The sequence below is a fragment of the Streptomyces oryzae genome (assembly GCF_017676365.1).
GTDB classification, from domain to species: Bacteria; Actinomycetota; Actinomycetes; order Streptomycetales; family Streptomycetaceae; genus Streptomyces; species Streptomyces oryzae.
Genome location: NZ_JADKMA010000008.1, coordinates 40,452 through 62,922, shown reverse-complemented (window position 1 = coordinate 62,922; position 22,471 = coordinate 40,452). Strand labels below are relative to the sequence as shown.

The 22,471-nt window shown below is 71.1% G+C and carries 22 protein-coding genes; 2 read left to right on the top strand and 20 right to left on the bottom strand.

The window, feature by feature from the left end; all coding sequences use genetic code 11:
• Positions 1-118 precede the first annotated feature (118 nt).
• The 18 genes from ITI46_RS03060 to ITI46_RS02975 all read right to left on the bottom strand — a co-directional run bounded on the left by ITI46_RS03060 (position 119) and on the right by ITI46_RS02975 (position 17,217).
• The gene (locus ITI46_RS03060) at positions 119-442 is read right to left on the bottom strand and encodes a DUF2469 domain-containing protein (RefSeq protein ID WP_027735391.1); all 324 of its coding nucleotides are present in this window, start codon (positions 440-442) and stop codon (positions 119-121) included.
• Between the two features lie 39 nt (positions 443-481).
• On the bottom strand, positions 482-1,213 hold the full coding sequence (gene lepB / locus ITI46_RS03055; protein WP_209237784.1) for a signal peptidase I: 732 nt from the start codon (positions 1,211-1,213) through the stop codon (positions 482-484).
• Positions 1,214-1,366: 153 nt separating this feature from the next.
• Positions 1,367-2,308: a signal peptidase I gene (gene lepB, locus ITI46_RS03050; protein WP_307808043.1), complete on the bottom strand. Its 942-nt coding sequence runs from the start codon at positions 2,306-2,308 to the stop codon at positions 1,367-1,369.
• Between the two features lie 4 nt (positions 2,309-2,312).
• A complete protein-coding gene (gene lepB, locus ITI46_RS35690; protein ID WP_307808045.1) occupies positions 2,313-3,338 on the bottom strand; it encodes a signal peptidase I in 1,026 nt (341 codons plus the stop codon).
• Positions 3,339-3,690: 352 nt separating this feature from the next.
• Positions 3,691-4,416: a signal peptidase I gene (lepB, locus tag ITI46_RS03040; RefSeq protein ID WP_209237783.1), complete on the bottom strand. Its 726-nt coding sequence runs from the start codon at positions 4,414-4,416 to the stop codon at positions 3,691-3,693.
• A gap of 44 nt (positions 4,417-4,460) precedes the next feature.
• Positions 4,461-4,811, bottom strand: a complete 351-nt coding sequence (rplS, locus tag ITI46_RS03035) for a 50S ribosomal protein L19 (RefSeq protein WP_209237782.1) — start codon at positions 4,809-4,811, stop codon at positions 4,461-4,463.
• Positions 4,812-4,996: 185 nt separating this feature from the next.
• Positions 4,997-5,848: a tRNA (guanosine(37)-N1)-methyltransferase TrmD gene (gene trmD / locus ITI46_RS03030; RefSeq protein WP_209237781.1), complete on the bottom strand. Its 852-nt coding sequence runs from the start codon at positions 5,846-5,848 to the stop codon at positions 4,997-4,999.
• Positions 5,845-6,483, bottom strand: coding sequence for a ribosome maturation factor RimM (gene rimM, locus ITI46_RS03025; RefSeq protein WP_209237780.1), 639 nt, complete (start codon positions 6,481-6,483; stop codon positions 5,845-5,847). Before rimM ends, trmD begins: the two co-directional genes overlap by 4 nt.
• Entirely contained in the window at positions 6,474-6,611 is a 138-nt protein-coding gene (locus ITI46_RS03020) for a hypothetical protein (protein ID WP_209237779.1), read from the bottom strand. Before ITI46_RS03020 ends, rimM begins: the two co-directional genes overlap by 10 nt.
• 86 nt (positions 6,612-6,697) lie before the next feature.
• Entirely contained in the window at positions 6,698-6,937 is a 240-nt protein-coding gene (locus tag ITI46_RS03015) for an RNA-binding protein (protein ID WP_209237778.1), read from the bottom strand.
• Between the two features lie 2 nt (positions 6,938-6,939).
• Positions 6,940-7,398, bottom strand: a complete 459-nt coding sequence (rpsP, locus tag ITI46_RS03010) for a 30S ribosomal protein S16 (protein ID WP_209237777.1) — start codon at positions 7,396-7,398, stop codon at positions 6,940-6,942.
• A 241-nt stretch (positions 7,399-7,639) separates the two neighbouring features.
• On the bottom strand, positions 7,640-8,305 hold the full coding sequence (locus tag ITI46_RS03005; RefSeq protein WP_209237776.1) for a hypothetical protein: 666 nt from the start codon (positions 8,303-8,305) through the stop codon (positions 7,640-7,642).
• Between the two features lie 349 nt (positions 8,306-8,654).
• Positions 8,655-9,173, bottom strand: a complete 519-nt coding sequence (locus tag ITI46_RS03000) for a GNAT family N-acetyltransferase (RefSeq protein WP_247745379.1) — start codon at positions 9,171-9,173, stop codon at positions 8,655-8,657.
• 32 nt (positions 9,174-9,205) lie between these two features.
• Positions 9,206-10,768, bottom strand: coding sequence for a signal recognition particle protein (ffh, locus tag ITI46_RS02995; protein WP_209237774.1), 1,563 nt, complete (start codon positions 10,766-10,768; stop codon positions 9,206-9,208).
• A 114-nt stretch (positions 10,769-10,882) separates the two neighbouring features.
• Positions 10,883-13,375, bottom strand: coding sequence for a [protein-PII] uridylyltransferase (locus tag ITI46_RS02990; protein ID WP_247745393.1), 2,493 nt, complete (start codon positions 13,373-13,375; stop codon positions 10,883-10,885).
• Positions 13,376-13,674: 299 nt separating this feature from the next.
• Positions 13,675-14,013 carry a P-II family nitrogen regulator gene (locus ITI46_RS02985; RefSeq protein WP_099884599.1) on the bottom strand — a complete coding sequence of 113 codons (339 nt, stop codon included), beginning with the start codon at positions 14,011-14,013 and terminating at the stop codon, positions 13,675-13,677.
• Positions 14,010-15,311 (bottom strand): ammonium transporter, encoded by a 1,302-nt coding sequence (locus ITI46_RS02980; protein ID WP_209237773.1) that lies wholly within the window; start codon positions 15,309-15,311, stop codon positions 14,010-14,012. Before ITI46_RS02980 ends, ITI46_RS02985 begins: the two co-directional genes overlap by 4 nt.
• Positions 15,312-15,582: 271 nt before the next feature.
• Positions 15,583-17,217, bottom strand: a complete 1,635-nt coding sequence (locus ITI46_RS02975) for an NsdA family TPR-like regulatory protein (RefSeq protein ID WP_209237772.1) — start codon at positions 17,215-17,217, stop codon at positions 15,583-15,585.
• Positions 17,218-17,568: 351 nt separating this feature from the next.
• Between ITI46_RS02975 and ITI46_RS02970 the strand changes: the two genes are divergently transcribed.
• The gene (locus tag ITI46_RS02970; protein WP_209237771.1) at positions 17,569-18,300 is read left to right on the top strand and encodes a bifunctional DNA primase/polymerase; all 732 of its coding nucleotides are present in this window, start codon (positions 17,569-17,571) and stop codon (positions 18,298-18,300) included.
• Positions 18,301-18,402: 102 nt separating this feature from the next.
• On the opposite strand, the gene ftsY is transcribed toward ITI46_RS02970, so the two are convergent.
• Positions 18,403-19,635, bottom strand: coding sequence for a signal recognition particle-docking protein FtsY (ftsY, locus tag ITI46_RS02965; protein ID WP_209237770.1), 1,233 nt, complete (start codon positions 19,633-19,635; stop codon positions 18,403-18,405).
• 108 nt (positions 19,636-19,743) lie between these two features.
• Between ftsY and ITI46_RS02960 the strand changes: the two genes are divergently transcribed.
• Positions 19,744-20,763, top strand: coding sequence for an LLM class flavin-dependent oxidoreductase (locus ITI46_RS02960; RefSeq protein ID WP_209237769.1), 1,020 nt, complete (start codon positions 19,744-19,746; stop codon positions 20,761-20,763).
• Positions 20,764-20,855: 92 nt separating this feature from the next.
• Here the strand turns inward: ITI46_RS02960 and ITI46_RS02955 are convergent, their stop codons facing one another.
• Entirely contained in the window at positions 20,856-22,298 is a 1,443-nt protein-coding gene (locus tag ITI46_RS02955) for a sugar porter family MFS transporter (protein WP_209237768.1), read from the bottom strand.
• Positions 22,299-22,471 lie beyond the last annotated feature (173 nt).

Here is a 22,471-nt window from a genome sequence, read left to right as displayed (position 1 = left end):
GGCCGGCAGTCGGCCGGAGGCGGCAGCCGACGCGGCGGGCTGCAGCGGGCGGGCAGCAGCAGGGGCGGGGGCCGAGTACGGGCGCTTCCCGCCCGTACTCGACGGAGTCCCGCCAGGCTCAGCCCTTGAAGCCCGAGTCCTCCGGCAGATCCAGTTCGCTCTTGTTGAGCTCCTCGATATTCACGTCCTTGAACGTGAGGACTCGCACCTGCTTGACGAACCGGGCCGGTCGATACATGTCCCAGACCCAGGCATCCGCCATCGACACCTCGAAGAACACCTCGCCCTGCACCGAGTGGACCTGCATCTCGTAGTCATTGGTGAGATAGAAACGCCGGTCGGTCTCGATCACATATTTGAACAGTCCGACGACATCTCTGTACTCCCTGTAGAGCTTGAGCTCCATCTCGGTCTCGTACTTTTCGAGGTCCTCGGCGCTCATGGCATGTTCCCCTTCAGCCGTGCGTCCCCCCATTGTGCGTCACCCCGGGCGGCGTCGGGCCGAAGTTGCGCGGCGCCGCGCGAGCGGTCCGTACGCGGCACCGCCCAGCACCAGGACGGCCCCCACGACCACGGCGGTCAGCGCCAGCGGCAGCGGTCCGCGTTCCGAGGTGCCGCCGGGCATGTCGGCGAATCCGCTCGGCTCGGGCAGCATGCCGAAGGCACCGGCGGGCCAGGCTATGGCCTCGACGCGAGCCTGGACGGCGGAGCGGGGCACGGCGCCGTGGTCGGCGTCCTCCAGGTGCACTCTGGAGTCGAGCGACGCCTGCCTGTTGTCCCCCAGCAGGAACAGCTTGCCCTTGGGTATGCGGGTGGGGTCGAAAGGTTCCTGCGAGTCGCGCCCCTGTCCGCGCAGATACGGCTCGTCGACGGGCTTGCCGTTGACGGTGAGCCTGCCGTCCCGGTCACAGCACGCCACCTTGTCGCCGCCGACTCCCACGACCCGCTTGACCATGGGCACCGTGCCCCAGACCGAGTCCCGGAAGACCACGACATCGCCGCGCCGCACTTCGTCGCCGTCCACCCGCTCGGCCAGCACCCGGGCACCGGCCTGCACTGTCGGGTCCATGGAGTCGGTGGGCACGGTGTACGGCTTGTAGAGCACGGCGCCCCAGACGAAGCCGCCGAGGAAGAGCACACACCCGAGGGCCACAGCCACTGAGGACAGCCGGTGGCCCAGTCGGCCGCGGCCCTCGTCGGTACGTTCTGCCATGCTCACTTCCGCACTCCCGGGTACTCGCAGCGGCCTCGCGCCGTCTCGCGCCGGTCCCACCGGCACCTGCGCCACGGGCGCCGACACCAGCACCGGCACCCACACCGGCGCCGACCGCTGACCGCTGACCCTACCGGGCGGTACGCGAAGCCGTCAGCCCTCGGAAGACGCCTCTCCCTCGCCGTGCGCGTGCCGCGACTTCAGGTGCAGCCGCGTCTCCAGCCGCCTGCGCCGCCACAGCACCAGCGGAACGGCGCCGGCCAGCCCGAGCGCGCCAGGTGCGGCGTTCAGCGCGCGCGACTGCACGCCCTGCTGGTCGAAGGTCTCCGGCACCGGCAGCGAGCCCCAGCGGTTGATCGGCCACGCCTTGACGATGGCCCTGCCCACCACCTGCTTCTCCGGGACGAAGCCGTCACCGGGCTGGTTCTGGTGGTAGCGGGAGTCGAGGGAGTCCTGACGGTGGTCGCCCATCACCCACAGCTTGCCCTTGGGCACCTTTACCGGACCGAACGGCTTGTCGTCGCAGGGCGTGTTGCCCGGGAAGATGTACGAGGACTCGTCCAGCGCCGTGCCGTTGACGCGGACCTTGCCGCCCTTCTTGCATTCGACGGTGTCACCGCCGACCGCGATGACCCGCTTGATCAGGTCCTTCTCGTTGGCGGAGGGCATCAGGCCGATGAAGCTCAGCGCCGTCTGGACGAAGTTCTCCTCGACGTGCGCCTCGGGGAGCCAGCCGCCCGGGTCGTGGAAGACGACGACTTCACCGCGCTCCGGGGTGGACCCGAACCATGGCGTCAGCTTGTCGACCAGCACCCGGTCGCCGCGCTGGAGCGTGTCCTGCATCGAGTCGGAGGGGATGGAGAACGCCTGCACCAGGAACGTCTTGATGATCAGCGCGAGGATCAGCGCGATGCCGATGAGCATCGGCAGTTCCTTCCAGAACGAGCGCTGCTTCTTCACCGGCTTCTTCCCACTCGGATCCTCGCCTCCTCCGTCCGAGTCCGGCGCCTCGTGGCCCGGCGTCGGGGAGGAGTTCCACGGGCCGTCCCCGTCAGCTCCGGAGCTCGCTGCCGTCCCGTCAGTATCGGCGGTCACACTGTCACTCTCTCTTTCCACGGCCGGTGGTCCTTCGTCGCGCGTCGTGTCGCGCTTCCTGTCGCGCGTCCTGCCGTCCGTCCTGCTGTCCGTACCGGAACGTTCGTCCTCCGGGTACCCGGAACCGGAACGGGTGCCGACCGCCAAGTCCCCCACAACCACTCCTCCCACTGCGCATTCGCCTGTCCCGCAGTCGGGACAGGCCCACCAATCCCATAACGAGCGGAAGTTCCGCGAAGAACGGGAGTTGCGCCACTCGGTTGTCGCGGTCAACGGATGCGGAGGCGGCCACGCCTGCGGGATCGGGCACCGAGGCGAAGGTCTTCGGCTCTTCGAGCCGCCTCCAATGGTCGAACGGCCAGGCGATGACAATCGCTCTGCCAACGATCCGGTCCTCCCCGATCGTTCCCTGGTCGGGTTCCTTCAGGTGATAGCGGGAGTCTGCGGAGTTGGCCCGGTGGTCGCCCATCACGAACACGCGTCCCACAGGGACGGTCACTTTGAACTTGATCCTCGAGGGTTTGTTGCCCGGGTGGAGATACGGCTCCTTCAGCGGCTTTCCGTTCACGGTGATGCGGCCCTGCTTGTCGCAGCAGCGCACCGTGTCACCACCGACGCCGACGACCCGCTTGATCAGGTCCTGCTCGTCGTCCGAGGGCAGCAGTCCGATGAAGGTCAGGAACTCCTTGCCCTGCTTGATCCCGGCCGGCGGGTCCTTGGTGTCCTTCTTCTCGTTCTCCAGCCAGCCACCCGGGTCCTGGAAGACGACCACGTCCCCACGGTGCGGCTTGGAGCCGAACCATGGGGTGAGCTTGTCGACCAGCACCCGGTCGCCGATCCGGATGGTCTGTTCCATCGAGCCTGACGGGATCACGAACGCCTGGACGAGGAAGGTTTTCAGCACCCATGCGATCAGCAAGGCGACACAGATGAGTATCGGGATCTCCTTGGTCGCGGAGAGCCTGCGGCGTCGCCTGATCCGTTTTGCAGCCCGCCTGCGGTCGGCTCTGCCCTGCCCGGGGCGGCGCAACGGCGGCGGCTCCTCTCCCCCAGCGCCCGCGGCGCCCCCGACCCCCGCGACTTCTGCGGCGTCCCCAACTGCCGCACCGTCCACGGCCTGCGGCGGCACCCCCGTCCGCGGCGGCACGGCGGCGGTCTCAGGGGGCGTGTAGGGCGACTGCTGGGGCTGCTGCGGCTGCGGCGGGTTGCTGTACCAGTGCGGCTCCGAATAGTCGTACGGCTCCGCGTAGGGATACGACGCGCCATAGGAGCTCTCGCCGTATTCAGCACCGCCATGGCCGACGCCGCCATACGCAGCCTCGCCGCCGTATCCGCCGCCCTGCGAAGCCCCGTGCCCGAAGTTCCCTGAGGGGTGCTCGGGGTCAGCCATCGTCGCCGCCCGACTCCGCGGGCGCGCCGGGCACCGCGCCGACGCGGCCCAGTGGCCAGCCGATCCAGTCGGCGCGCCCGATCACCCGCTCGACGGGAACGGTGCCGCCACCGGGGTCGCCGAGGTGGTCACGGGAGTCGCTGGACCGGGAACGGTAGTCGCCCATCACCCACAGGCGTCCCTCCGGAACCCGGATGTCGAAAGGAACGGCGGAGGGGGCGTTGCCCGGATGCAGATAGTCCTCGTCCACCGGCCGACCGTTCACCTCGATCCTCCCCCGTCTGTCACAGCAGCGCACCCGGTCACCGCCGACTCCGACCACGCGCTTCACATAGTCGGTCTCGGAGGGGCGCACCAGTCCGGTCGACGCGCCGGCCTTGTGCAGCGCGGTCGTCACCGGGTTCGCGTCCGGGTCTGCTTCCCCCGAGAAGGAGTCGGTGCCGTCGAACACCACGACGTCCCCACGCCGCGGACCGTCACCGAAACGGTAGGCCAGTTTGTTCACCATCACCCGGTCCCCGACGCGCAGGGTCGGGTCCATCGAGGAACTCGGGATCAGAAAAGGCTGCACGATGAACGCACTTGTCAGCAAGAGCACCGCCAGTACGGAGCCCGCGGACAGGCCCAGACGCACGGAGCGCGACCTGCCCTTCCTTCCCTGGTCGGGAACGGAAGAACGGTCGCGCTCCGGTTCGTCGTGCTGTTCCTCGGTCTCCATCGAGCGGAAGCCTAACCGGCCCTCCGGACGCCGAGGACGCGAGCTCAGCTCTCGCGCTTCTCCTTGATCTTGGCGGCCTTGCCGCGCAGGTCGCGCAGGTAGTACAGCTTGGCGCGGCGGACGTCACCGCGGGTCACGACCTCGATCTTCTCGACGATCGGGGTGTGCACCGGGAAGGTGCGCTCGACACCCACGCTGAAGCTGACCTTGCGGACCGTGAAGGTCTCACGGACGCCCGAACCCTGGCGGCGGATGCAGACGCCCTTGAACTGCTGGACACGGGAGCGGTTGCCCTCGATGACGCGGACGTGCACGTTGATCGTGTCGCCGGGCCGGAAGGCCGGTACGTCCTTGCGCACGGATGCGGCGTCGACGCTGTCGAGAAGGTGGGACATGTCCGTCTGCTTTCCTCGCTGATGCCACAGGTCATCAACGGAATCGTGGTGGTGATCCGAGGAGCCGCCACTCTCGGCGGGCGTCGGTCCCCCTGTGGCAGGGTCGCGCGCCGGAGGTGAGGCAGCAGCCCATTCTTCCATGGGCTGCCCGCGCGGCCCAAATCGGCCGCCTGTGCCTCAGAGGATCACTCCCCGGGCCCGGCCTGCTCCTTCTCCGGTTCCGCCGCCTCGGCTGCCGGTCCCGGCTGCCAGCGACCGTCCGCGCCCTGCCGCCAGCCCAGTGCCTCCAGGGTGGCCCGGTCGTGCTTGTCGAGGGCCTCCGGATCGCAGCGCTCGATCAGGTCCGGCCGATGGGCCACCGTACGGGCGAACGCCTGATCGCGGCGCCAGCGGGCGATCCTGCCGTGGTGGCCGCTCAGCAGCACCTCCGGGATGCCACGGCCGCGCCACTCCGGCGGCTTCGTGTAGACGGGGCCCTCCAGCAGGTTGGCCATGGTGCCGGGCGCGAACGAGTCGTCCTGGTGCGAAGCGGCGTTGCCGAGCACGCCGGGCAGCAGCCGGGCGACGGCCTCGACCATGACGAGGACGGGCGCCTCCCCGCCGGCGAGTACGTAGTCGCCGATGGAGACCTCCCGGACGTCGAGGCGGTCCGCGTACTCCTCGATGACGCGGCGGTCGATGCCCTCGTAGCGGGCCGGGGTGAACACCAGCCACGGCTGGTCCGCCAGCTCGACCGCCAGCTCCTGGGTGAAGGGCCTGCCGCTGGGCGTGGGGACGACTAGCACGGGAGGGCTCTGACCGGGCTCGCCGGATGCCAGCACCTCGTCCAGCGCCTCGCCCCAGGGCTCGGGCTTCATGACCATGCCGGGGCCCCCGCCGTAAGGGGTGTCGTCGACGGTGTGGTGCCGGTCGTGAGTCCAGTTCCGCAGATCGTGGACGCGGACGTCCAGCACGCCGCGCGCGCGGGCCTTGCCAACCAGCGAGACGTTCAGCGGCTCCAGGTATTCCGGGAAGATCGTGACGACGTCGAGCCTCACCGCGAGCTCTCCTGACCGGGGCCTTTCTCCACGCCCTCGGCTTCCGCTGTTCCCGTCGACCCCTCGGTCTCTGCCTGCCCCCCGGCCTCCGGCGACTCCTCGGCCTCTGCCGACTCCTCGGGCTCCGCCTCGCCGAGCAGGCCGGGCGGCGGGTCGATGACAGCCTGCTGGGCCTTCAGGTCGATCTCCGGGACGATCTCGTGGACGAACGGGATCAGCGCTTCCCCGCCGTCCTCGCGCCGTACGACCAGCAGGTCCTGCGCGGGGAGGTGGGCGACGCTCTCGATCCGGCCGACGACCGTGCCGTCACGCGTGACGACTTCCAGGTCCTCCAGCTGGTGGTCGTAGAACTCCTCCGGGTCCTCGGGACGCTCGTCCGGGTCGACCTCGGCGACGAGCAGCGTGTTGCGCAGGGTCTCGGCCGCGGTCCGGTCGTGCACGCCCTCGAAGCGCAGCAGCAGCCGTCCGCTGTGCACCCGGCCGGAGGCGATGGTCAGTGGGCCCGCGGTGGCCGGATCGGTGGCCAGCACCGCGCCCGGGGCGAGCCGCAGTTCGGGCTCGTCGGTCCTGACCTCGACCGTGACCTCGCCCTTGATGCCGTGAGCGCGGCCGATCCGCGCGACGACTAGCTGCACTGTGCTTCTCCGTGCTCGGTTCCGTGCTCGGTGGGTGTCGGTTGTGAGGCGGTGACGGTGGTGTCCTTGGTGACGGGGCCCGTGGTGACGGTGGCACCCGTGATGGCGACGGCACCCAGCGATGTCACTGATGCCAGTGGGGTGCTGGCGCGACAACGGGCCGGGGACGGCGTGACTGCCGTCCCCGGCCCGTGCCGGTGCTGCATGCTGCGCTTCAGCGGACCTGGTCCACATCGACGAGGTCGACGCGGACGCCCCGGCCGCCGAGCGCACCCACGACGGTGCGCAGAGCGCGCGCGGTGCGACCGTTACGGCCGATCACCTTGCCGAGGTCGTCGGGGTGCACCCGGACCTCGAGCACGCGCCCGCGACGGAGGTTGCGGGACGCGATCTGCACCTCGTCGGGGTGGTCGACGATGCCCTTCACCAGGTGCTCGAGGGCTTCCTCGAGCATCCTCAGGCCTCGGTCGACTCGGTGGCGGCCGAAGCGTCGGCGGACTCGCCGGCGTCCGCCTTCTTGTCGGCCTTGTCAGCCTTCTTCGCCTTGGGGGTGATGGCCTCACCCTTCGGCTCGTCGGCGGACTCCTTGGCGGCGGCCTCGAAGAGGGCGCGCTTGTCGGCCTTCGGCTCGGCAACCTTCATCGGCTCCGGGGCCGGCAGACCCTTGAACTTCTGCCAGTCGCCGGTGACCTTGAGGATGGCCTCGACCGGCTCGGTCGGCTGCGCGCCGACGCCGAGCCAGTACTGCACACGCTCCGAGTCGACCTCGATGCGCGAGGGGTTCTGCACCGGGTGGTACAGGCCGATCTCCTCGATGGCCCGGCCGTCGCGGCGGGTGCGGGAGTCGGCGACGATGATGCGGTAGTGAGGCGAACGGATCTTGCCCAGACGCTTCAGCTTGATCTTGACTGCCACGGGTGTGGTGTCTCCTGGTCTTGACGTGGGTGGACACGGCGGACTGCCACGTGGGGTTGTAGCGCCGGGTGCCCGATGGACGCGTCAGCCGGAGGAGAGAGGGGTCCTGTGCGGCTGCCGAGTTCAGCCGTCCATGATGCCACACCGCAGGGGCCCGGCCGAACCCGCCCCGGACCGGGGCCCCCGCGCCACGGACCGCCAAGCGGATCCCGCGGCGGGGCGGCAGATCCGGCAGCGGGGGTCAGCCGACGGCCATCGGCTCCGCCGCCGGCGCGGGCGCCGACTCGGCCGGGATGCGGAACTGCTTGCCGCAGGCGCCACACATGATGGGGGCCTGGGCCAGCACGGAGGGCACGACGCGGACGTTGCGTCCGCAGTCGCAGACGGCCTTGACGCGGACACCGCCCCCCGAGGACCCGTGCCGTGCGGCGGGGCCGCGGAAGCTGCGCCCGGTGTCGGTCTCGGTGGCCACGCTGTACGCCTTCAGCGCCCGCTGGAGGCGCTCGATCGTGGGTCGGTACCGCCTTCTCGTCTCGGGCGTGAGCACCACGAGGGAGAAGCCGCTGCTGGGATGCGGCTCCTCGGGGTGCTCAAGCCCAAGCTCCTCGGCGATCGCCAGGAAGCGGCGGTTGTGGTAACGGCCGGCTCGTGAGGTGTCCCGGACGCCGCGGGCCGCGGCGATGCCATGGACTGCCTCATGGAGCAGCCGTTCGAACGAGAGCCCGGTGCCGCAGGCGGACGAGGACTCTCCGATCAGGGATTCGGGCGCGGCCAGATCCGGCAGCTCGGGGTGGTGCCGTTGAATGTCGGCCCAGGCGGCTGCCAGCTCGGCGGCGAGAACTGGTGGTGTCGTGCTCACGTCGTTCCCAACGAGCAGAGGCGCCCTGGTGTTCCGATTACGGGGCAACGCAAATATTTTGCACGTACCAGTCAGTTCTCGGTGATGCGTGAGGAGATGGGTGCGGGTCCGAAGATGTGCACTCAAGCCGCAACAGCCACCCCAAGCCGGGACGTTTCACCGAGCCCGGTTCTTCTCCCGCAGCCGCTGACGCGCAATCGCTGACACGCGCAACCACTGACTCACAATCGCTGGCTCACAACCACCGACACGCGTGTCCCCTCGCACGGGTTCACCGCGCTCGTCACCGTCGCGCGCGCTCACCCACCGCGCGCCGGCGCTTCCTCGATGGTACGGACGATTCCTGTGTACCGGACGGCCGTCTGCTGTACCGGACGGCCGTCTGCCCGGCCGCCGGTCAGTCCGGCCCCGGCCACTCCTCGACGGTCAGCGCGAAGCGCTCGTGGTCCCGCCAGGCGTCGTTGATGTAGAGCATCCGGGGCGAGAAGCCCTCGTGCCGGAAGCCGAGCCGTTTGGCCATCGCCAGGGAGCGCTCGTTCTCCGGCTGCACGTTGATCTCCAGTCGGTGCAGGCCGAGTCCGTCGGGCCCCGGCTGGAAGCAGCGGTCGACGACCAGCCGCAGCCCCTCGGTCATCCGTCCGGTGCCGGCGTAGGGGAGGTAACTGTCGTAGCCGAGCGAGCCGTTGCGGAAGCGGGCCCGGACGATGTTGGCCACGTTCACCCGTCCGACCAGCCCCTCGTCCTCGCGGTCGAGGATGAGGAAGGTGCGCAGCGCGGGGCCCTGGCGGCGGAGCAGATCGGGAAGGCCGTCCGGCTCGACCGGGTTCCACGGGCGGAGGTGGTCTGCCGAGCGGACGACGGCCTCGCTGTAAAGCTGCTCGTCCGCGGGCCGCGGAGGGCGGATGTATACGCGCATGGACGACATCATCCGCCTTTGCCGCGGCACGCTCACTTCGGGGGCAGCATGTCCTTGAACTCCTGGGGGAGTTCGAAGTCACCCGCGTCCTGGCCGGGGCCCGGGATGCCGAGGGCGCCGCCCTGGCCGCCCTGGGCCCGCCGTGCCGCTGCGGCCTGCTCCTCCTGCTTGCGCTTCATCGGGTTGCCCGACTGGCGCTTGCCCTTGGCCTTCTTCTGCTTGCCCTTCTTCTTGCCGGCGCCCCCTCCGCCGGGCAGCCCCGGCATGCCGGGCATTCCGGGCATGCCGCCGCCCTGGGCCATCCGCGACATCATCTTGCGGGCGTCGAAGAAGCGCTCCACCAGGTTCTTGACCGCGCTGACGTCCACCCCGGAGCCGCGGGCGATGCGGGCCCGCCGCGAGCCGTTGATGATCGTCGGCTCGGCGCGCTCGGCGGGGGTCATGGACTTGATGATGGCGGCGGTGCGGTCGACCTCCCGCTCGTCCAGATTGTTGATCTGGTCCTTCATCTGGCCCATGCCCGGCATCATGCCGAGCAGCTTGGAGAGCGAGCCCATCTTGCGGACCTGCTCCATCTGGGCCAGGAAGTCGTCCAGCGTGAACTCCTTGGGCCCCTTCGCCAGCTTGGCGGCCATCTTCTCGGCCTCTTGCTGGCTGAAGGTCTGCTCCGCCTTCTCGATCAGCGTGAGCATGTCGCCCATGCCGAGGATGCGGGAGGCCATCCGGTCGGGGTGGAAGGCGTCGAAGTCGTCCAGCTTCTCGCCGTTGGAGGCGAACATGATCTGCTTGCCGGTGACCTGTGCGACCGAGAGGGCGGCACCGCCGCGCGCGTCACCGTCGAGCTTGGAGAGCACGACGCCGTCGAAACCGACGCCCTCCTGGAACGCCTCCGCCGTGGTGACCGCGTCCTGACCGATCATCGCGTCGACGACGAAGAGGACCTCGTCGGGGCTGACCGCGTCCCGGATGTCGGCGGCCTGCTGCATCAACTCCTGGTCGATACCGAGGCGTCCCGCGGTGTCGACGATGACCACATCGTGCTGCTTCTCGCGCGCGAAGGTGATCGAGTCCTTGGCGACCTTGACCGGGTCTCCCACCCCGTTGCCTGGCTCCGGCGCGAAGACGGCCACACCCGCGCGCTCGGCGACCACGGAGAGCTGGTTGACCGCGTTCGGGCGCTGCAGGTCCGCCGCGACGAGCATCGGCGTGTGCCCCTGCTGCTGGAGCCAGCGGCCCAGCTTGCCCGCCAGGGTCGTCTTACCCGCACCCTGGAGGCCCGCCAGCATGATGACGGTCGGCGGGTGCTTGGCGAACCTCAGGCGCCGCGTCTCGCCGCCGAGGATGCCGATCAGTTCCTCGTTGACGATCTTGATGACCTGCTGGGCCGGATTCAGCGCCTGAGAGACCTCGGCCCCCAGCGCGCGTTCCTTGACCTGCTTGATGAAGGCACGCACCACAGGGAGCGCGACATCCGCCTCGAGCAGGGCGATACGGATCTCGCGCGCGGTGGCGTCGATGTCCGCCTCGCTGAGGCGCCCTTTGCCCCGGAGGTTCTTGAACGTCGCACTCAGGCGGTCGGAAAGGGTATCGAACACAGCGCTCGTCGGTCCTCGGGTCGGTGGCGGAGTCAATCTCTGCCAAGGGTAGCCGCCTCGCGGGCAGGTCCACCCCGCCCGTCCGGATCGGGCACCCGCGGCCCCCGCAGGCGGTCAGCGCAGCTCGGCCTCGAGCCGCTGGGCGAGCCGGGCCGCCGCCACGTCCGAGAGCGGCGCTCCGGCGGCGTCCGTCACATAGAAGGCGTCCACCGCGTTCGCGCCCAGGGTGCTCACGTGGGCGCTGCTCACCTGCACGCCGGCCTCCTCCAGTGCCCGGCCGATCCGGTGCAGCAGGCCGGGGGCGTCCTGGGCCCGCACCTCGATGACGGTGGCCGCGGCGGAGTCCCCCGGGGCGACAGTTGCGCGGGGCGGCGGTGGCTGCACTCCGGTGCGGCGCGGGCGGTAGGCGGCCTCCCGCTCGGCCAGCCGGGACGCGAGCCCCAGGGAGCCGTCGAGGGCCCGCACGATGTCCTCCCGCAGCCTCGCCGCCTGCGGTAGTGAGCCGTACTGGGCGGCCACGCGCCAGGTGAGCAGCAGCACACGCGGGGTTTCCCCGTCCACCGCACAAGGCAGCTCCGTCAGTCGCAGATCCGCCGCCCGGACAGTCAGCTTGTGCAGGGCCAGCACCCCGGCGACCGCGGGGAGGACCCCCGGCTGCTCGGGCAGCGCCACGGAGAGCTCCACGCCGACGGGCTCGGGCCCGTGCTCCCCGTCGGACGGCTGTTGTGCACTGCCGGACGCCCCTTGTGCACTGCCGGACGGTCCCTTGGCACCGTCCGGCGCCGCGGCCGCCTCCTGGTGGCCCGCCTTCTGGGTGCGCAGCGCCAGTACCGGACCGCCGGTCCGCCACGCCTCCATGGCCAGGCGCTCGCCCTCTGCCGTCAGCTCCTGGCCGTCGGTCTGCTCGGCGGCGGGCTCACCGGCGAGTACGGCCGCCACCCGGGACACCAGGTCGGCCACCAGCGTCGCGCGCCAGGAGGACCAGGCGGCCGGTCCGGTGGCCAGCGCGTCCGCTTCCGTCAGTGCGTGCAGCAGTTCCAGGGTTCCGTGGGAGCCCACCGCCTCGGCCACGGACTGGACGGTGGCCGGGTCGTCCAGATTCCGCCGCGTCGCCGTCTCCACGAGCAGCAGGTGATGGCGCACCAGAGTGGCGAGTGTCCGGGTGTCCGCGGCGTCGAAGCCGATACGGGCCGCCAGGTCACGGGTGATGGTCTCGCCGGTGACCGAGTGGTCGCCCGGCCAGCCCTTGCCGATGTCGTGCAGCAGTGCGGCGGTCAGCAGCAGGTCGGGCCGGTGCACGCGCCGGGTGAGCGCACAGGCCCGTACGGCGGTCTCCACCAGGTGCCGGTCGACGGTGTAGCGGTGCACCGGGTTGCGCTGCGGGCGACAGCGCACCCGCTCCCAGTCGGGCAGCAGCCTGGTGATCAGCCCGGCGGCGTCCATGGCCTCCCACACCGGGACGGCCGCCTCACCGGCCCCGAGCAGGGTGACGAACTCCTCCCGGGCCTCGGCGGGCCATGGCACCGGCAGATCCGGCGCGGTACGGGCCAGCTTGCGTACGGCGGGCAGCGCCAGCGGCAGCCCGGCCTGTGCCGCGGCGGCAGCGGCCCGCAACGGCAGCACGGGGTCGCGGTCGGCGCGTGCGTGCAGCGCCAGCGCCGCCTCCCCCTCGTGCTCCACGACCCCCTCGGCCAGTGGCGTCCGCTCCTGCACGGGTGCGCCCGCGCGGGCGCCGGAGCGCCTGCCGCCCCCCAGCAGCCCGCGCAGCCGGGTGCCGCGCGGGGCGCCGGTACGGGACCGCAGCACCCGCTCCACCTCGCGCCAGGTCACATCACTGGCGTAACTGACGGCGCCCGCGGCCTCGTAGACGCGGCGCAGCAGTGCGTCGGAGTCCAGCAGGCCGAGAGCCGCAGCGACCTGGTCCTGGTCCTGGAGCGCCAGCCGGTCGGTGGCGCGTCCTGTGGTCAGGTGCAGCGCGTCGCGTACGTCGAGAAGGGTGTCCCGCGCCTCCTGGAGCCCTTCGCGCGGGGCGTCGGCGAGCCAGGAGGCGGCCACGGCCCGCAGCGCGGTGAGGTCCCGAAGACCGCCGCGCGCCTCCTTCAGGTCGGGTTCCAGCAGGAAGCGCAACTCGCCGTGCCGCCGGGCCCGTTCGGTGGCGAACTCGCGCAGTTCGGGCAGCTGGTTGCGGGCCTGGGCACGCCACCGGGCGAGCGCGGCGGTGCGCAGCTCGGCCGTCAGCTCCTGGTCCCCGGCCACATGCCGGGCCTCCAGCAGGCCCAGCTGTACCTTGAGGTCGTCCTCCGCGGCGGTGCGGGCCTCGGTGAGGGTGCGCACCGAGTGGTCGAGGGCCAGGCCGAGGTCCCAGACGGGGTACCAGAGGCGGTCGGCGAGGGCGGCGAGGGCACCGGTTTCGGTGTGGCCGTCGTGCAGCAGGAGCAGATCGAGGTCGCTGCGCGGCGAGAGCTCCCCGTGCCCGTATCCGCCGACGGCCACCAGCGCGGTCCCTGCGGGCGCGGCGGCGGCGAACAGCCCCGCGAGCCACTGGTCGGTCAGCCGGCTCAGGGCGCGGCGGCGCTCGGGCCCTGGCAGCTCCGTGTCCTGCAACAGCCGTACCCTGGCTGCCGCGTACCCCTCGGCGTTGCTCTCACCGGCGTATCCCCCGGCGAGGCTCTCGGCGTACTCCCCAGCGGGGCCGTCCCCAGCTGGGCCGTCCCCAGCTGGGCCGTCCCCGGCCAGGCTCTCCCCGGCGAGGCCATCCCCGGCGAGAGTTCCGCCGGCGCGGCCCGGGCCGCCGCCCGGGCCGCCCCCCGCGAGCGCTGCCGGATCCGCAGCGCCGTCCCCGGGGAGCGCGCCCCGGGCGTCCGCCCCGCGCGCCCCCGCCGCTGTCCGCGCCCCCGCCGCGTCCGTCACAGTGCGTCCGGTCCCCGCTCGCCCGTCCGTACCCGGACCGCGGTCTCGACCGGCACCATCCACACCTTGCCGTCGCCGATCTTGCCGGTGCGTGCGGCCTTGACGACGATCTCCAGGAGCTGTTCCGCGTCCTCGTCCTCGGCCAGCACCTCGATGCGCACCTTGGGTACGAGGTCGACGGTGTACTCGGCACCGCGGTAGACCTCCGTGTGGCCCCGCTGCCGCCCGTATCCGCTCGCCTCGGTGACGGTGAGGCCCTGGACGCCGAAGGCCCGCAGCGCCTCCTTCACCTCGTCGAGCTGGTACGGCTTGATCACCGCGGTGATGAGCTTCATGCCTCCACCTTGCTGTCGTGACGGTCACTGCCGGCTGCGGCCACGGTCTCACCGCTCGCCACTCCCGGTACCGGCAGCCCCTTGCGGTCGCGGACCGAGGAGCCGCCGACGGCGCTGAAGTCGTACGCGGTCTCCGCGTGGAACGCCTGGTCGACGCCTGCCGTCTCGTCGTCCGGAGCTGCGCGGAAGCCGATCGTGGCCTGTACCAGCTTGGCCAGCAGCCAGGAGACGACGAAGGAGAACGCCATCACCGAGAAGGCGCCGAGCGCCTGCTTGCCGAACTGGGTCAGGCCGCCGCCGTCCGTGGCCAGGAAGCCGACCAGCAGGGTGCCGATGACACCGCCGACCAGGTGCACGCCGACCACGTCGAGCGAGTCGTCGAACCCGAGCTTGTACTTGAGGCTGACCGCCCACGAGCAGACAGCGCCCGCGACGATGCCGATGAGCAGCGCACCCATGGCGTTGACCGCGGCACCAGACGGGGTGATCGCCACCAGTCCGGCAACGGCACCGGATGCGGCACCCAGCGTGGTGAACGCACCGTGCTTGATCCGCTCGTAGATCAGCCAGCCCAGCATGGCGGCGCCGGTGGCGAGCTGGGTGTTGAGCGCCATGTTGGCGGCGGTGCCGTCGGCGGCCAGCGCGGAGCCTGCGTTGAAGCCGAACCAGCCGAACCACAGCAGCGCGGTGCCGAGCATGACCAGCGGCAGGCTGTGCGGCCGCATGGGGTCCTTCTTGAAGCCGATGCGCTTGCCGACGACCAGCACGGCGGCCAGCGCCCCGATACCGGCGTTGATGTGGACGGCCGTACCGCCCGCGAAGTCGATGACACCGAGGTCGAACAGCCAGCCGCCCTCGGCCCACACCCAGTGCGCGACGGGGAAGTAGACGACCGTCACCCACAGCGTGAGGAACACCGCCCAGGCGCTGAACTTCACACGGTCGGCGAGGGCGCCGCTCATCAGCGCGGGGGTGATGATCGCGAACATCATCTGGAAGAGGATGAACGCGAAGACGGGAATGCCGCCCTTCTCGGTGAGGGAATCGGGCGAGATGCCCTTGAGGCCGATGAAGTCCAGATTCCCGATGACTCCGCCGCTGTCAGGGCCGAACGCCAGTGAGTATCCGTAGAGCACCCACAGAACGCTGACGATCGCCAGCGAGATGAAGGACATCATCAGCATGTTCAGGGCGCTCTTCACCCGGACCATGCCGCCGTAGAAAAAGGCGAGGCCAGGCGTCATCACCATCACGAGAAACGCGCTGACCAAGACGAAAGTGGTATCCGCGCCGTTCAATGTGGACGTCTCCTCGGGGTACGCGACCCTGCGGGCCGGTGGGGGCACCCCCCGGTCGGAGCCGGGGGAGGGGGGCGGGTTGAGTGCCAGGTTTCCGAAGCCCCGTTTCCGCCGTCGCCCCTCGGTGTTTCAGTGCCGTGAAAACCGGCCCACCCGTGTTACGAGGAGATGAACCACGGCCTTCCCCGCAGGAACGCGCGTACGCTGCGCTCCCTTACCCGTGGCCAACTGCCGCTTACCCATGGCCGGCTGTCCGCCGAAACCGAGCGCCTCAGCCCGCCGCCAGCTCGCTGTCGGCCAGCTCGACGCGCAGCCGCTCGCTGAGGTGCACAACGTCCGCGAGCTCGCCGAACTCGCGGACGGCACCGGCCGTGGTGCGGCGCAGCCGGTTGTTGACCCGCTCCGAGCGCAGCCGTTTGGCGACGCCGAGTGCCTCGCTCGCCCGCGCCACGCAGCCCTCGGGCTCCCGCTGGAGCAGATGGACGCTGGCCATGCCGATCAGGTTGAGCGCGTAGGAGCGCCGATGGCCGCCGCCCTCGGCCTCGCGGGCCTCCTTGGCGAACAGCTCGACGGCGCGCTCCATCACGGGCCGCGCCAGTGAGGCGTAGGTCGGGCTGCGGCCGGAGGAGTAGGCCAGATCGCGGTAGGAGTGTGCGTTCTCCGCGCACAGCTCGGCCTCGGAGAAGAACCGGATCCAGTCGGGGTCCGCGTCCGAGCGGTCGATGTCGGAGAACGTTTCTTCCGCCATCCGCACCGCGCGCTTGCACTTGCCTGGCTGGCCCATGTTGGCGTAGGCGCGGGCCTCCATGGCGTAGAGCATCGCCTGGGTGCGGGGGGTGGCGCCCTCCCGGCTGCCGTACTGGGCGAGGTGGACGAGCTCCAGCGCGTCCTCGGGGCGGCTCAGATGGATCATCTGGCGCCCCAGCTTGCTGAGCACATAGGAACCGAGGGGCCTGTCGCCCGCCTCCTTGGCGGCGTGCAGCGCCAGGACGAAGTACTTCTGCGCGGTGGGCTGGAGGCCGATGTCGTAGCTCATCCAGCCCGCCAGCTCGGACAGTTCGGCGGTGACCCGGAAGAGGCGACGGCGGACCGGCTCGGGGTGCCGCTCCTGCAGGAGATCGGTGACTTCGTGCAGCTGTCCGACCACGGCCTTGCGGCGCAGCCCTCCCCCGCACTGTGCGTCCCAGGTGCGGAACATCTCCGTCGTCTGCTCCAGCAGCTCCAGCTCGGGTGCGGACAGCCGCGGCCCGCGGCGCAGCCCGCCACCTCCGCGCCCGCCGCCCTCACCACCGACGGCCGCCCGCAGCTGTCCGCCGGACAGGGGCTGCCCGGCTGCGGCCACGGCCTGCCCGCGCACTCCGTCACGGGGCGCCGGGAGGGAGAGGCCGGCCGGGGGGCCCGGCTGCTCGCCCGGCAGCGGCGCTTCCGTTCCGGTGCCCGGGACCAGCCACCGCTGCATGGGCTCGATCAGCGCGGGGCCCGCGGCGACGCTCAGTGACGCGCCCAGGAAGCCGCGGCGGCCCAGCATCAGATCGCTGCGGGTGAAGTCGCTGATCAGCGCCACCGTCTGCGGCCCGGCCCAGGGCAGGTCGACCCCGGAGGCCGCGGGGGACTGCCGGGCCGGGCGCAGCCCGAGGTCCTCGACCGTGACGACGCAGCCGAAGCGCTCGGAGAACAGCTCGGAGAGGATGCGCGGAATGGGCTCGCGGGGCTGTTCGCCGTCCAGCCAGCGGCGTACCCGGGAGGTGTCGGTGCTGATGTGGTGGGCGCCCAGCTGGCGCGCCCGGCGGTTCACCTGACGGGCGAGCTCGCCCTTGGACCAGCCACTGCGCATGAACCACGAGCCCAGCCGCTCGTTCGGGCTCTTGCTCGCCTGGCCTCGCTCAGCCACTGGTAACGCCCCCATCCCGGCGCGGCGACGCGTGCGGAGCCGGGTGGGTCCGCGCTCTGCGCGTGCCCGCCGCACCCTCGGCCCGCCATGCCTCCGGCATAGTCCACCGCCGCGCTCTCTCCACTGTGTGTACCGAAAGTAATCCTACGATCACGACCGCGGCGAGCGTAATTGCAGAATCGCCACCATTCGCCACCCCTTCGGATGAACCCCGGAGCGCTCGGACGCGCTTGACTTGACACCTGGGAAACAACTCCACGGAGAGGCAGCCGCATACCCCACCTTCCCGTCCTCGCCCAGGAGTCCAGCCGTCACTGTGTGCAACGACTTCGTAACCATAAGCATTCGGGACCCGTTGGAGTGAGCATGGGCTTCACGATCGGCGCCATCAGCGGTCTCAGCGGCATCCGCGAGATCCGCGAGCTGCGGCCCGGCGCACGCAGGCGCGAACGCGCCCAGGTGTGCACCACCGTCGCTGAGTACACGAGCCTATGGGGGTGGGACGTCGTCCCCGGTGCCCGCGCCACCCGCTCAGGTGGCCGCGTCGCCTGTTCCTGCGGCGCGAGCGCCTGCCCCTCCCCCGGCGGCCATCCGCTCGACGCCTCCCTCGAAGTGCCTGCGGGCGCCACCCTGGACGAGGCGTCCCGTGCCTGGGCCGAGGTCCCCGGCGCCGCCATGCTGCTGCCGACGGGGCGCGCCTTCGACGTGATCGAGGTCGGCGAGGCCGCCGGCCAGTGCGCACTGGTGCGGCTGGAGCGGATGGGCGTACCGCTGGGCCCGGTGGCGGCGACCCCGCACGGCAGGGCCTGGTTCCTCGTCGCCCCCGGCGCCGCTGCCGAACTCCCGGAGCTGCTCTACCGGATGGGCTGGGACGACGCCGATCTCGACCTGCGCGGCAGGGGCGAGGGGGAGCACATCACGGCGCCGCCGTCCGACCTCGCGGGGCTCGGCCCGGTGCGCTGGCTGCGGGCACCGACGCTGGAGGCGGCCGGCCGTCCCCCGCAGGCGCGCCTGCTGCTGGGCACACTGGCGTATGTGTGCCACCGCTCGGCCGTCGTACGGCCGCGCGCCGCGGGCGGGGGCGCTGCTGTGCGGTAGCCCGGCAGCCAGCGGGTGGCCCGGCGAACCGGTGGCGGAACTGGTCAGGGGGTGGGGGACGGCGTCCCGCACCCCCTGACACCGCGACGGCGACCGGCGGCCTCAGCTCTCCTGGACCAGCGCATCCACGAAGGCGTCCGGCTCGAAGGGAGCCAGATCGTCGGCGCCCTCGCCCAGTCCGACGAGCTTGACCGGGACGCCCAGTTCGCGCTGGACGGCGACGACGATGCCGCCCTTGGCCGTGCCGTCCAGCTTGGTCAGCACGATGCCGGTGATGTCCACGACCTCGGCGAACACCCTGGCCTGCACCAGTCCGTTCTGTCCCGTCGTGGCGTCCAGCACCAGCAGCACCTCGTCGACCGGGCCCTGCTTCTCCACGACGCGCTTGACCTTGCCCAGCTCGTCCATGAGTCCGGTCTTGGTGTGCAGCCGGCCCGCCGTGTCGATCAGCACCACATCGGCGCTCGCCTCGGTGCCCTGCTTGACCGTGTCGAACGCGACCGAGGCCGGGTCGCCGCCCTCCGGGCCGCGCACCGTACGGGCGCCCACGCGCGTGCCCCAGGTCTCCAGCTGGTCGGCGGCGGCGGCGCGGAAGGTGTCGGCCGCGCCGAGCACCACCGACTTGCCGTCCGCCACCAGCACCCGCGCGAGCTTGCCGGTGGTGGTGGTCTTGCCGGTGCCGTTGACGCCGACGACGAGCACCACGCCCGGGCGGTCGACGGCGCCCCGGGTGTCGGTGTGCACCGTGCGGTCCAGATCGGTGCCGACCAGCGTGAGCAGCTCGTCGCGCAGCAGGCCGCGCAGCTCCTCGGGGGTACGGGTGCCGAGCACCTTGACGCGCTCGCGCAGCCTCTCGACCAGCTCCTGGGTGGGGCCGACGCCGACATCGGCGGTCAGCAGGGTGTCCTCGACCTCCTCCCAGGTCTCCTCGTCCAGGTGCTCGCGGGACAGCAGGGTCAGCAGGCCCTTGCCGAGGGAGTTCTGGGAGCGGGAGAGCCGGTCGCGCAGCCGCACCAGGCGGCCCGCTGTCGGTGCCGGGGTCTCCACCTCGGGCGGGGCCGCGGCCGCCTCGGCGGTGGCGGGTGCCGCGGCCTCGGCTTCCTCGGCCTCGGGAAGGCCGACCTCCTCGATCGTGCGGCGGGCGCCTTCGGGCGGGGCCTCCGCCTCCTCTCCGACCTTCGGCTCGGCCGTACGTGCGGGGGCTTCGGTGATGCTCTCGGCGGCGCCGGGCTGCTCGGCCTCGGCCGCCTTCTTCTTGCGGCCGCTGACCACCAGCCCGCTGACCGCGGCGAGCGCGATCACGGCGATGACTACTACAAGGATGACGATTTCCATAGCGGCTCCAGTATCGACCACCGTCAACGCTTCGCGGCCATTCCCTCTTCGCGCGCGCTGGGCTACGGTCCCGCACTCGCAGGTGCCGTCTTCCCGGTGGGGGTCCCCGTGACCGTGACGACCAGTGTCCGCTTCAACCTCGTCCAGCCCGAACAGCCGCCGGGTGCGGGGGATTCGGCCGAGCAGCCGGTGGACCGCTACCGGGCGGCGCTCGCGATGGCGGAGTACGCCGACGAACACGGTGTGACCTCGCTCATCGTCGAGGAGCACCACGGCTCGCCGGACGGCTGGCTGCCCGCGCCGCTCGCCCTCGCGGGCACCTTACTCGGCCGTACACGCAGCGTGCTGGTGACGGCGTGCGCGGTGCTGGCGCCGCTGTACGACCCGCTGCGGCTGGCCGAGGACATCGCAGTGCTCGACCTGGCCAGTGGCGGACGGCTGGTCACGGTTGCGGGAATCGGCTACCGCCCCGAGGAGTACGAGGCGCTGGGCCTGGACTTCTCCCGGCGCGGTGCCCGGCAGGACGAGGTACTGGAGACGCTGCTGGCCGCCTGGACGGGCGAGCCGTTCAGCTACCGGGGCCGTACGGTCCGCGTCACCCCACGCCCGTACAGCAGGCCGCACCCGCCGCTGTTCGTCGGCGGCAGTTCACGTCCGGCCGCGCGCCGCGCCGCACGGCTGGGGCTGCCGCTCTTCCTCCCCGCGCATCTGCCGGAGCTGGCGCGCTATTACGAGGAGCGCTGTGCCGCGGCGGGCACCGCTCCGCTGTGTCTGATGCCGCCGCCCCGGCTTCCCGCCGTCCATCTGACCGACGACCCGGACCGGGCCTGGGCCGAGCTGGGTGAGCACTTCCTGTACGAGGCACGGCAGTACGCCTCCTGGCAGACGCCGGATGTGCACTCGGTGATGCGCGCGGAAGCCGCCACGGTGGCCGAGCTGCGCGCGGAGGGCGTCTACTGCTTCGTCACCCCGGACGAGTGCCTGGAGATGGTGGCGCAGCAGCCGGAGGGTTCGCGGCGGATACTGCTGCACCCGCTGTGCGGCGGCATGCCGGTGGAGGAGGGCTGGCGGTCACTGCGGCTGCTGGCGCAGGAGGTCGTCCCGCGGCTGAAGGAGATCGAGGACTGAGCGTCCTGCGGCCGGCGGGAAAAGCCCGCTGCCCCGGCTCCTGGCGAGGGAGCCGGGGCAGCGCCGTACGAGGAGTGGGCGGCGGGGGGGGGCTAGCCCATCTCCTCCAACGCCTTGCCCTTCGGCTCCGGCACCCACTTGAGGATGAACGGAATCGAGAGCAGGGCGAAGATCGTGTACCCCACGTAGGTGGCGGACAGGTTCCACTCCGACAGGCTCGGGAAGCTGGCCGTGATGACCCAGTTGGCGACCCACTGCGCGGAGGCGGCGACACCGAGCGCGGCGGCGCGGATCTTGCTCGGGAAGATCTCGCCGAGCAGCACCCAGACGACCACACCCCAGGAGAGGGCGAAGAACAGCGTGAAGGTGTGCGCACCGACCAGTGCGACGACGCCCTGGGCGTCCGGCAGCGAGACGTTGTCACCGGAGCCGGTCTTGGCCGAGAACGCCCAGGCGACCAGCCCCAGCGAGATGGTCATGCCCACCGAGCCGATGAGGGCCAGTGGTTTCCGGCCGACCCGGTCGACGAAGATCATCGCGATGACGGTGCCGATGATGTTCACGATCGAGGTCGTGAAGGAGTAGAAGAACGAGCTCTCCGGGTTGATGCCCACCGACTGCCACAGCGTCGAGGAGTAGTAGAAGACGACGTTGATGCCGACGAGCTGCTGGAAGACGGACAGGCCGATGCCGACCCAGACGATGGGCAGCAGGCCGAACCGCCCGCCGAGCAGGTCCTTGAAGGTGGACTTGTGCTCGCTGCGCATGGCCGTCTCGATCTCGCTGACCCGCGTATCGAGGCGCTCGTGCTTGCCCTCGACAGCGGCCAGCACCTCGCGGGCCCTGTCCTTGCGGCCGACGGAGATCAGGAAGCGCGGCGACTCGGGGATGGCAAAGGAGAGCAGGAAGTATCCGACTGCCGGGATCAGCATGATGCCGAGCATCCACTGCCAGGCTTCCAGCCCTGCGAGGCTGCCGCGCTGCTCGCCGTCGGCGAGGTTGAGGATGCCCCAGTTGACCAGCTGCGAGACGGCGATGCCGAGGACGATCGCGCCCTGCTGGAAGGAGGCGAGTCTGCCCCGGTAGGCGGGCGGCGAGACCTCGGCGATATAGGCCGGGCCGATGACGGAGGCCATGCCGATGGCGATACCGCCCAGCACCCGCCACATCGCCAGGTCCCACAACGCGAAGGGCAAAGCCGAGCCGACGGCGCTGACGATGAAGAGGACGGCGGCCAGCCGCATGACCTGGATACGGCCTATCCGGTCCGCTATCCGTCCGGCGACGGCGGCGCCGATCGCGCTGCCGATCAGGGCGGCGGCGATGACCTGCGCCAGCATGGCGGAGCCGACATCGAAGCGGCCACGGATCGCCTCCACCGCTCCGTTGATCACTGAGCTGTCGTAGCCGAAGAGAAAGCCGCCCATGGCGGCTGCGGCGGTGATGAAGACGACACGGCCGAGGGGTGCGGTGTGCGCTTCGCTGCCCGGCCGCGGCTGCGGCGTCTGCGGCGCTTCCTGCGCGGTGCTGGTCAAGATCTACTCCTGAGGTACCCCGGCGACAGTGCCGGGAGGGGACACCACCGTCAAAGGGTGAAGACGGGCCTGCGCAGGGGAATCGCGCTGGCCTCAGACTTAACGGCGGCTTCTCAGACTGTAAATCTTCAAGTCATGAAGTCAATAGGTCGGGAACTGCGACCCAGCGCACA

What these genes read in the sequence shown, in the direction of transcription:
- ITI46_RS03060 (WP_027735391.1), bottom strand. Translation starts at nt 442, where the DNA reads ATGAGCGCCGAGGACCTCGAAAAGTACGAGACCGAGATGGAGCTCAAG.
- lepB (WP_209237784.1), bottom strand. Translation starts at nt 1,213, where the DNA reads ATGGCAGAACGTACCGACGAGGGCCGCGGCCGACTGGGCCACCGGCTG.
- lepB (WP_209237783.1), bottom strand. Translation starts at nt 4,416, where the DNA reads ATGGAGACCGAGGAACAGCACGACGAACCGGAGCGCGACCGTTCTTCC.
- rplS (WP_209237782.1), bottom strand. Translation starts at nt 4,811, where the DNA reads ATGTCCCACCTTCTCGACAGCGTCGACGCCGCATCCGTGCGCAAGGAC.
- ITI46_RS03015 (WP_209237778.1), bottom strand. Translation starts at nt 6,937, where the DNA reads ATGCTCGAGGAAGCCCTCGAGCACCTGGTGAAGGGCATCGTCGACCAC.
- ITI46_RS03000 (WP_247745379.1), bottom strand. Translation starts at nt 9,173, where the DNA reads ATGCGCGTATACATCCGCCCTCCGCGGCCCGCGGACGAGCAGCTTTAC.
- ITI46_RS02985 (WP_099884599.1), bottom strand. Translation starts at nt 14,013, where the DNA reads ATGAAGCTCATCACCGCGGTGATCAAGCCGTACCAGCTCGACGAGGTG.
- ITI46_RS02975 (WP_209237772.1), bottom strand. Translation starts at nt 17,217, where the DNA reads ATGGGGGCGTTACCAGTGGCTGAGCGAGGCCAGGCGAGCAAGAGCCCG.
- ITI46_RS02970 (WP_209237771.1), top strand. Translation starts at nt 17,569, where the DNA reads ATGGGCTTCACGATCGGCGCCATCAGCGGTCTCAGCGGCATCCGCGAG.
- ftsY (WP_209237770.1), bottom strand. Translation starts at nt 19,635, where the DNA reads ATGGAAATCGTCATCCTTGTAGTAGTCATCGCCGTGATCGCGCTCGCC.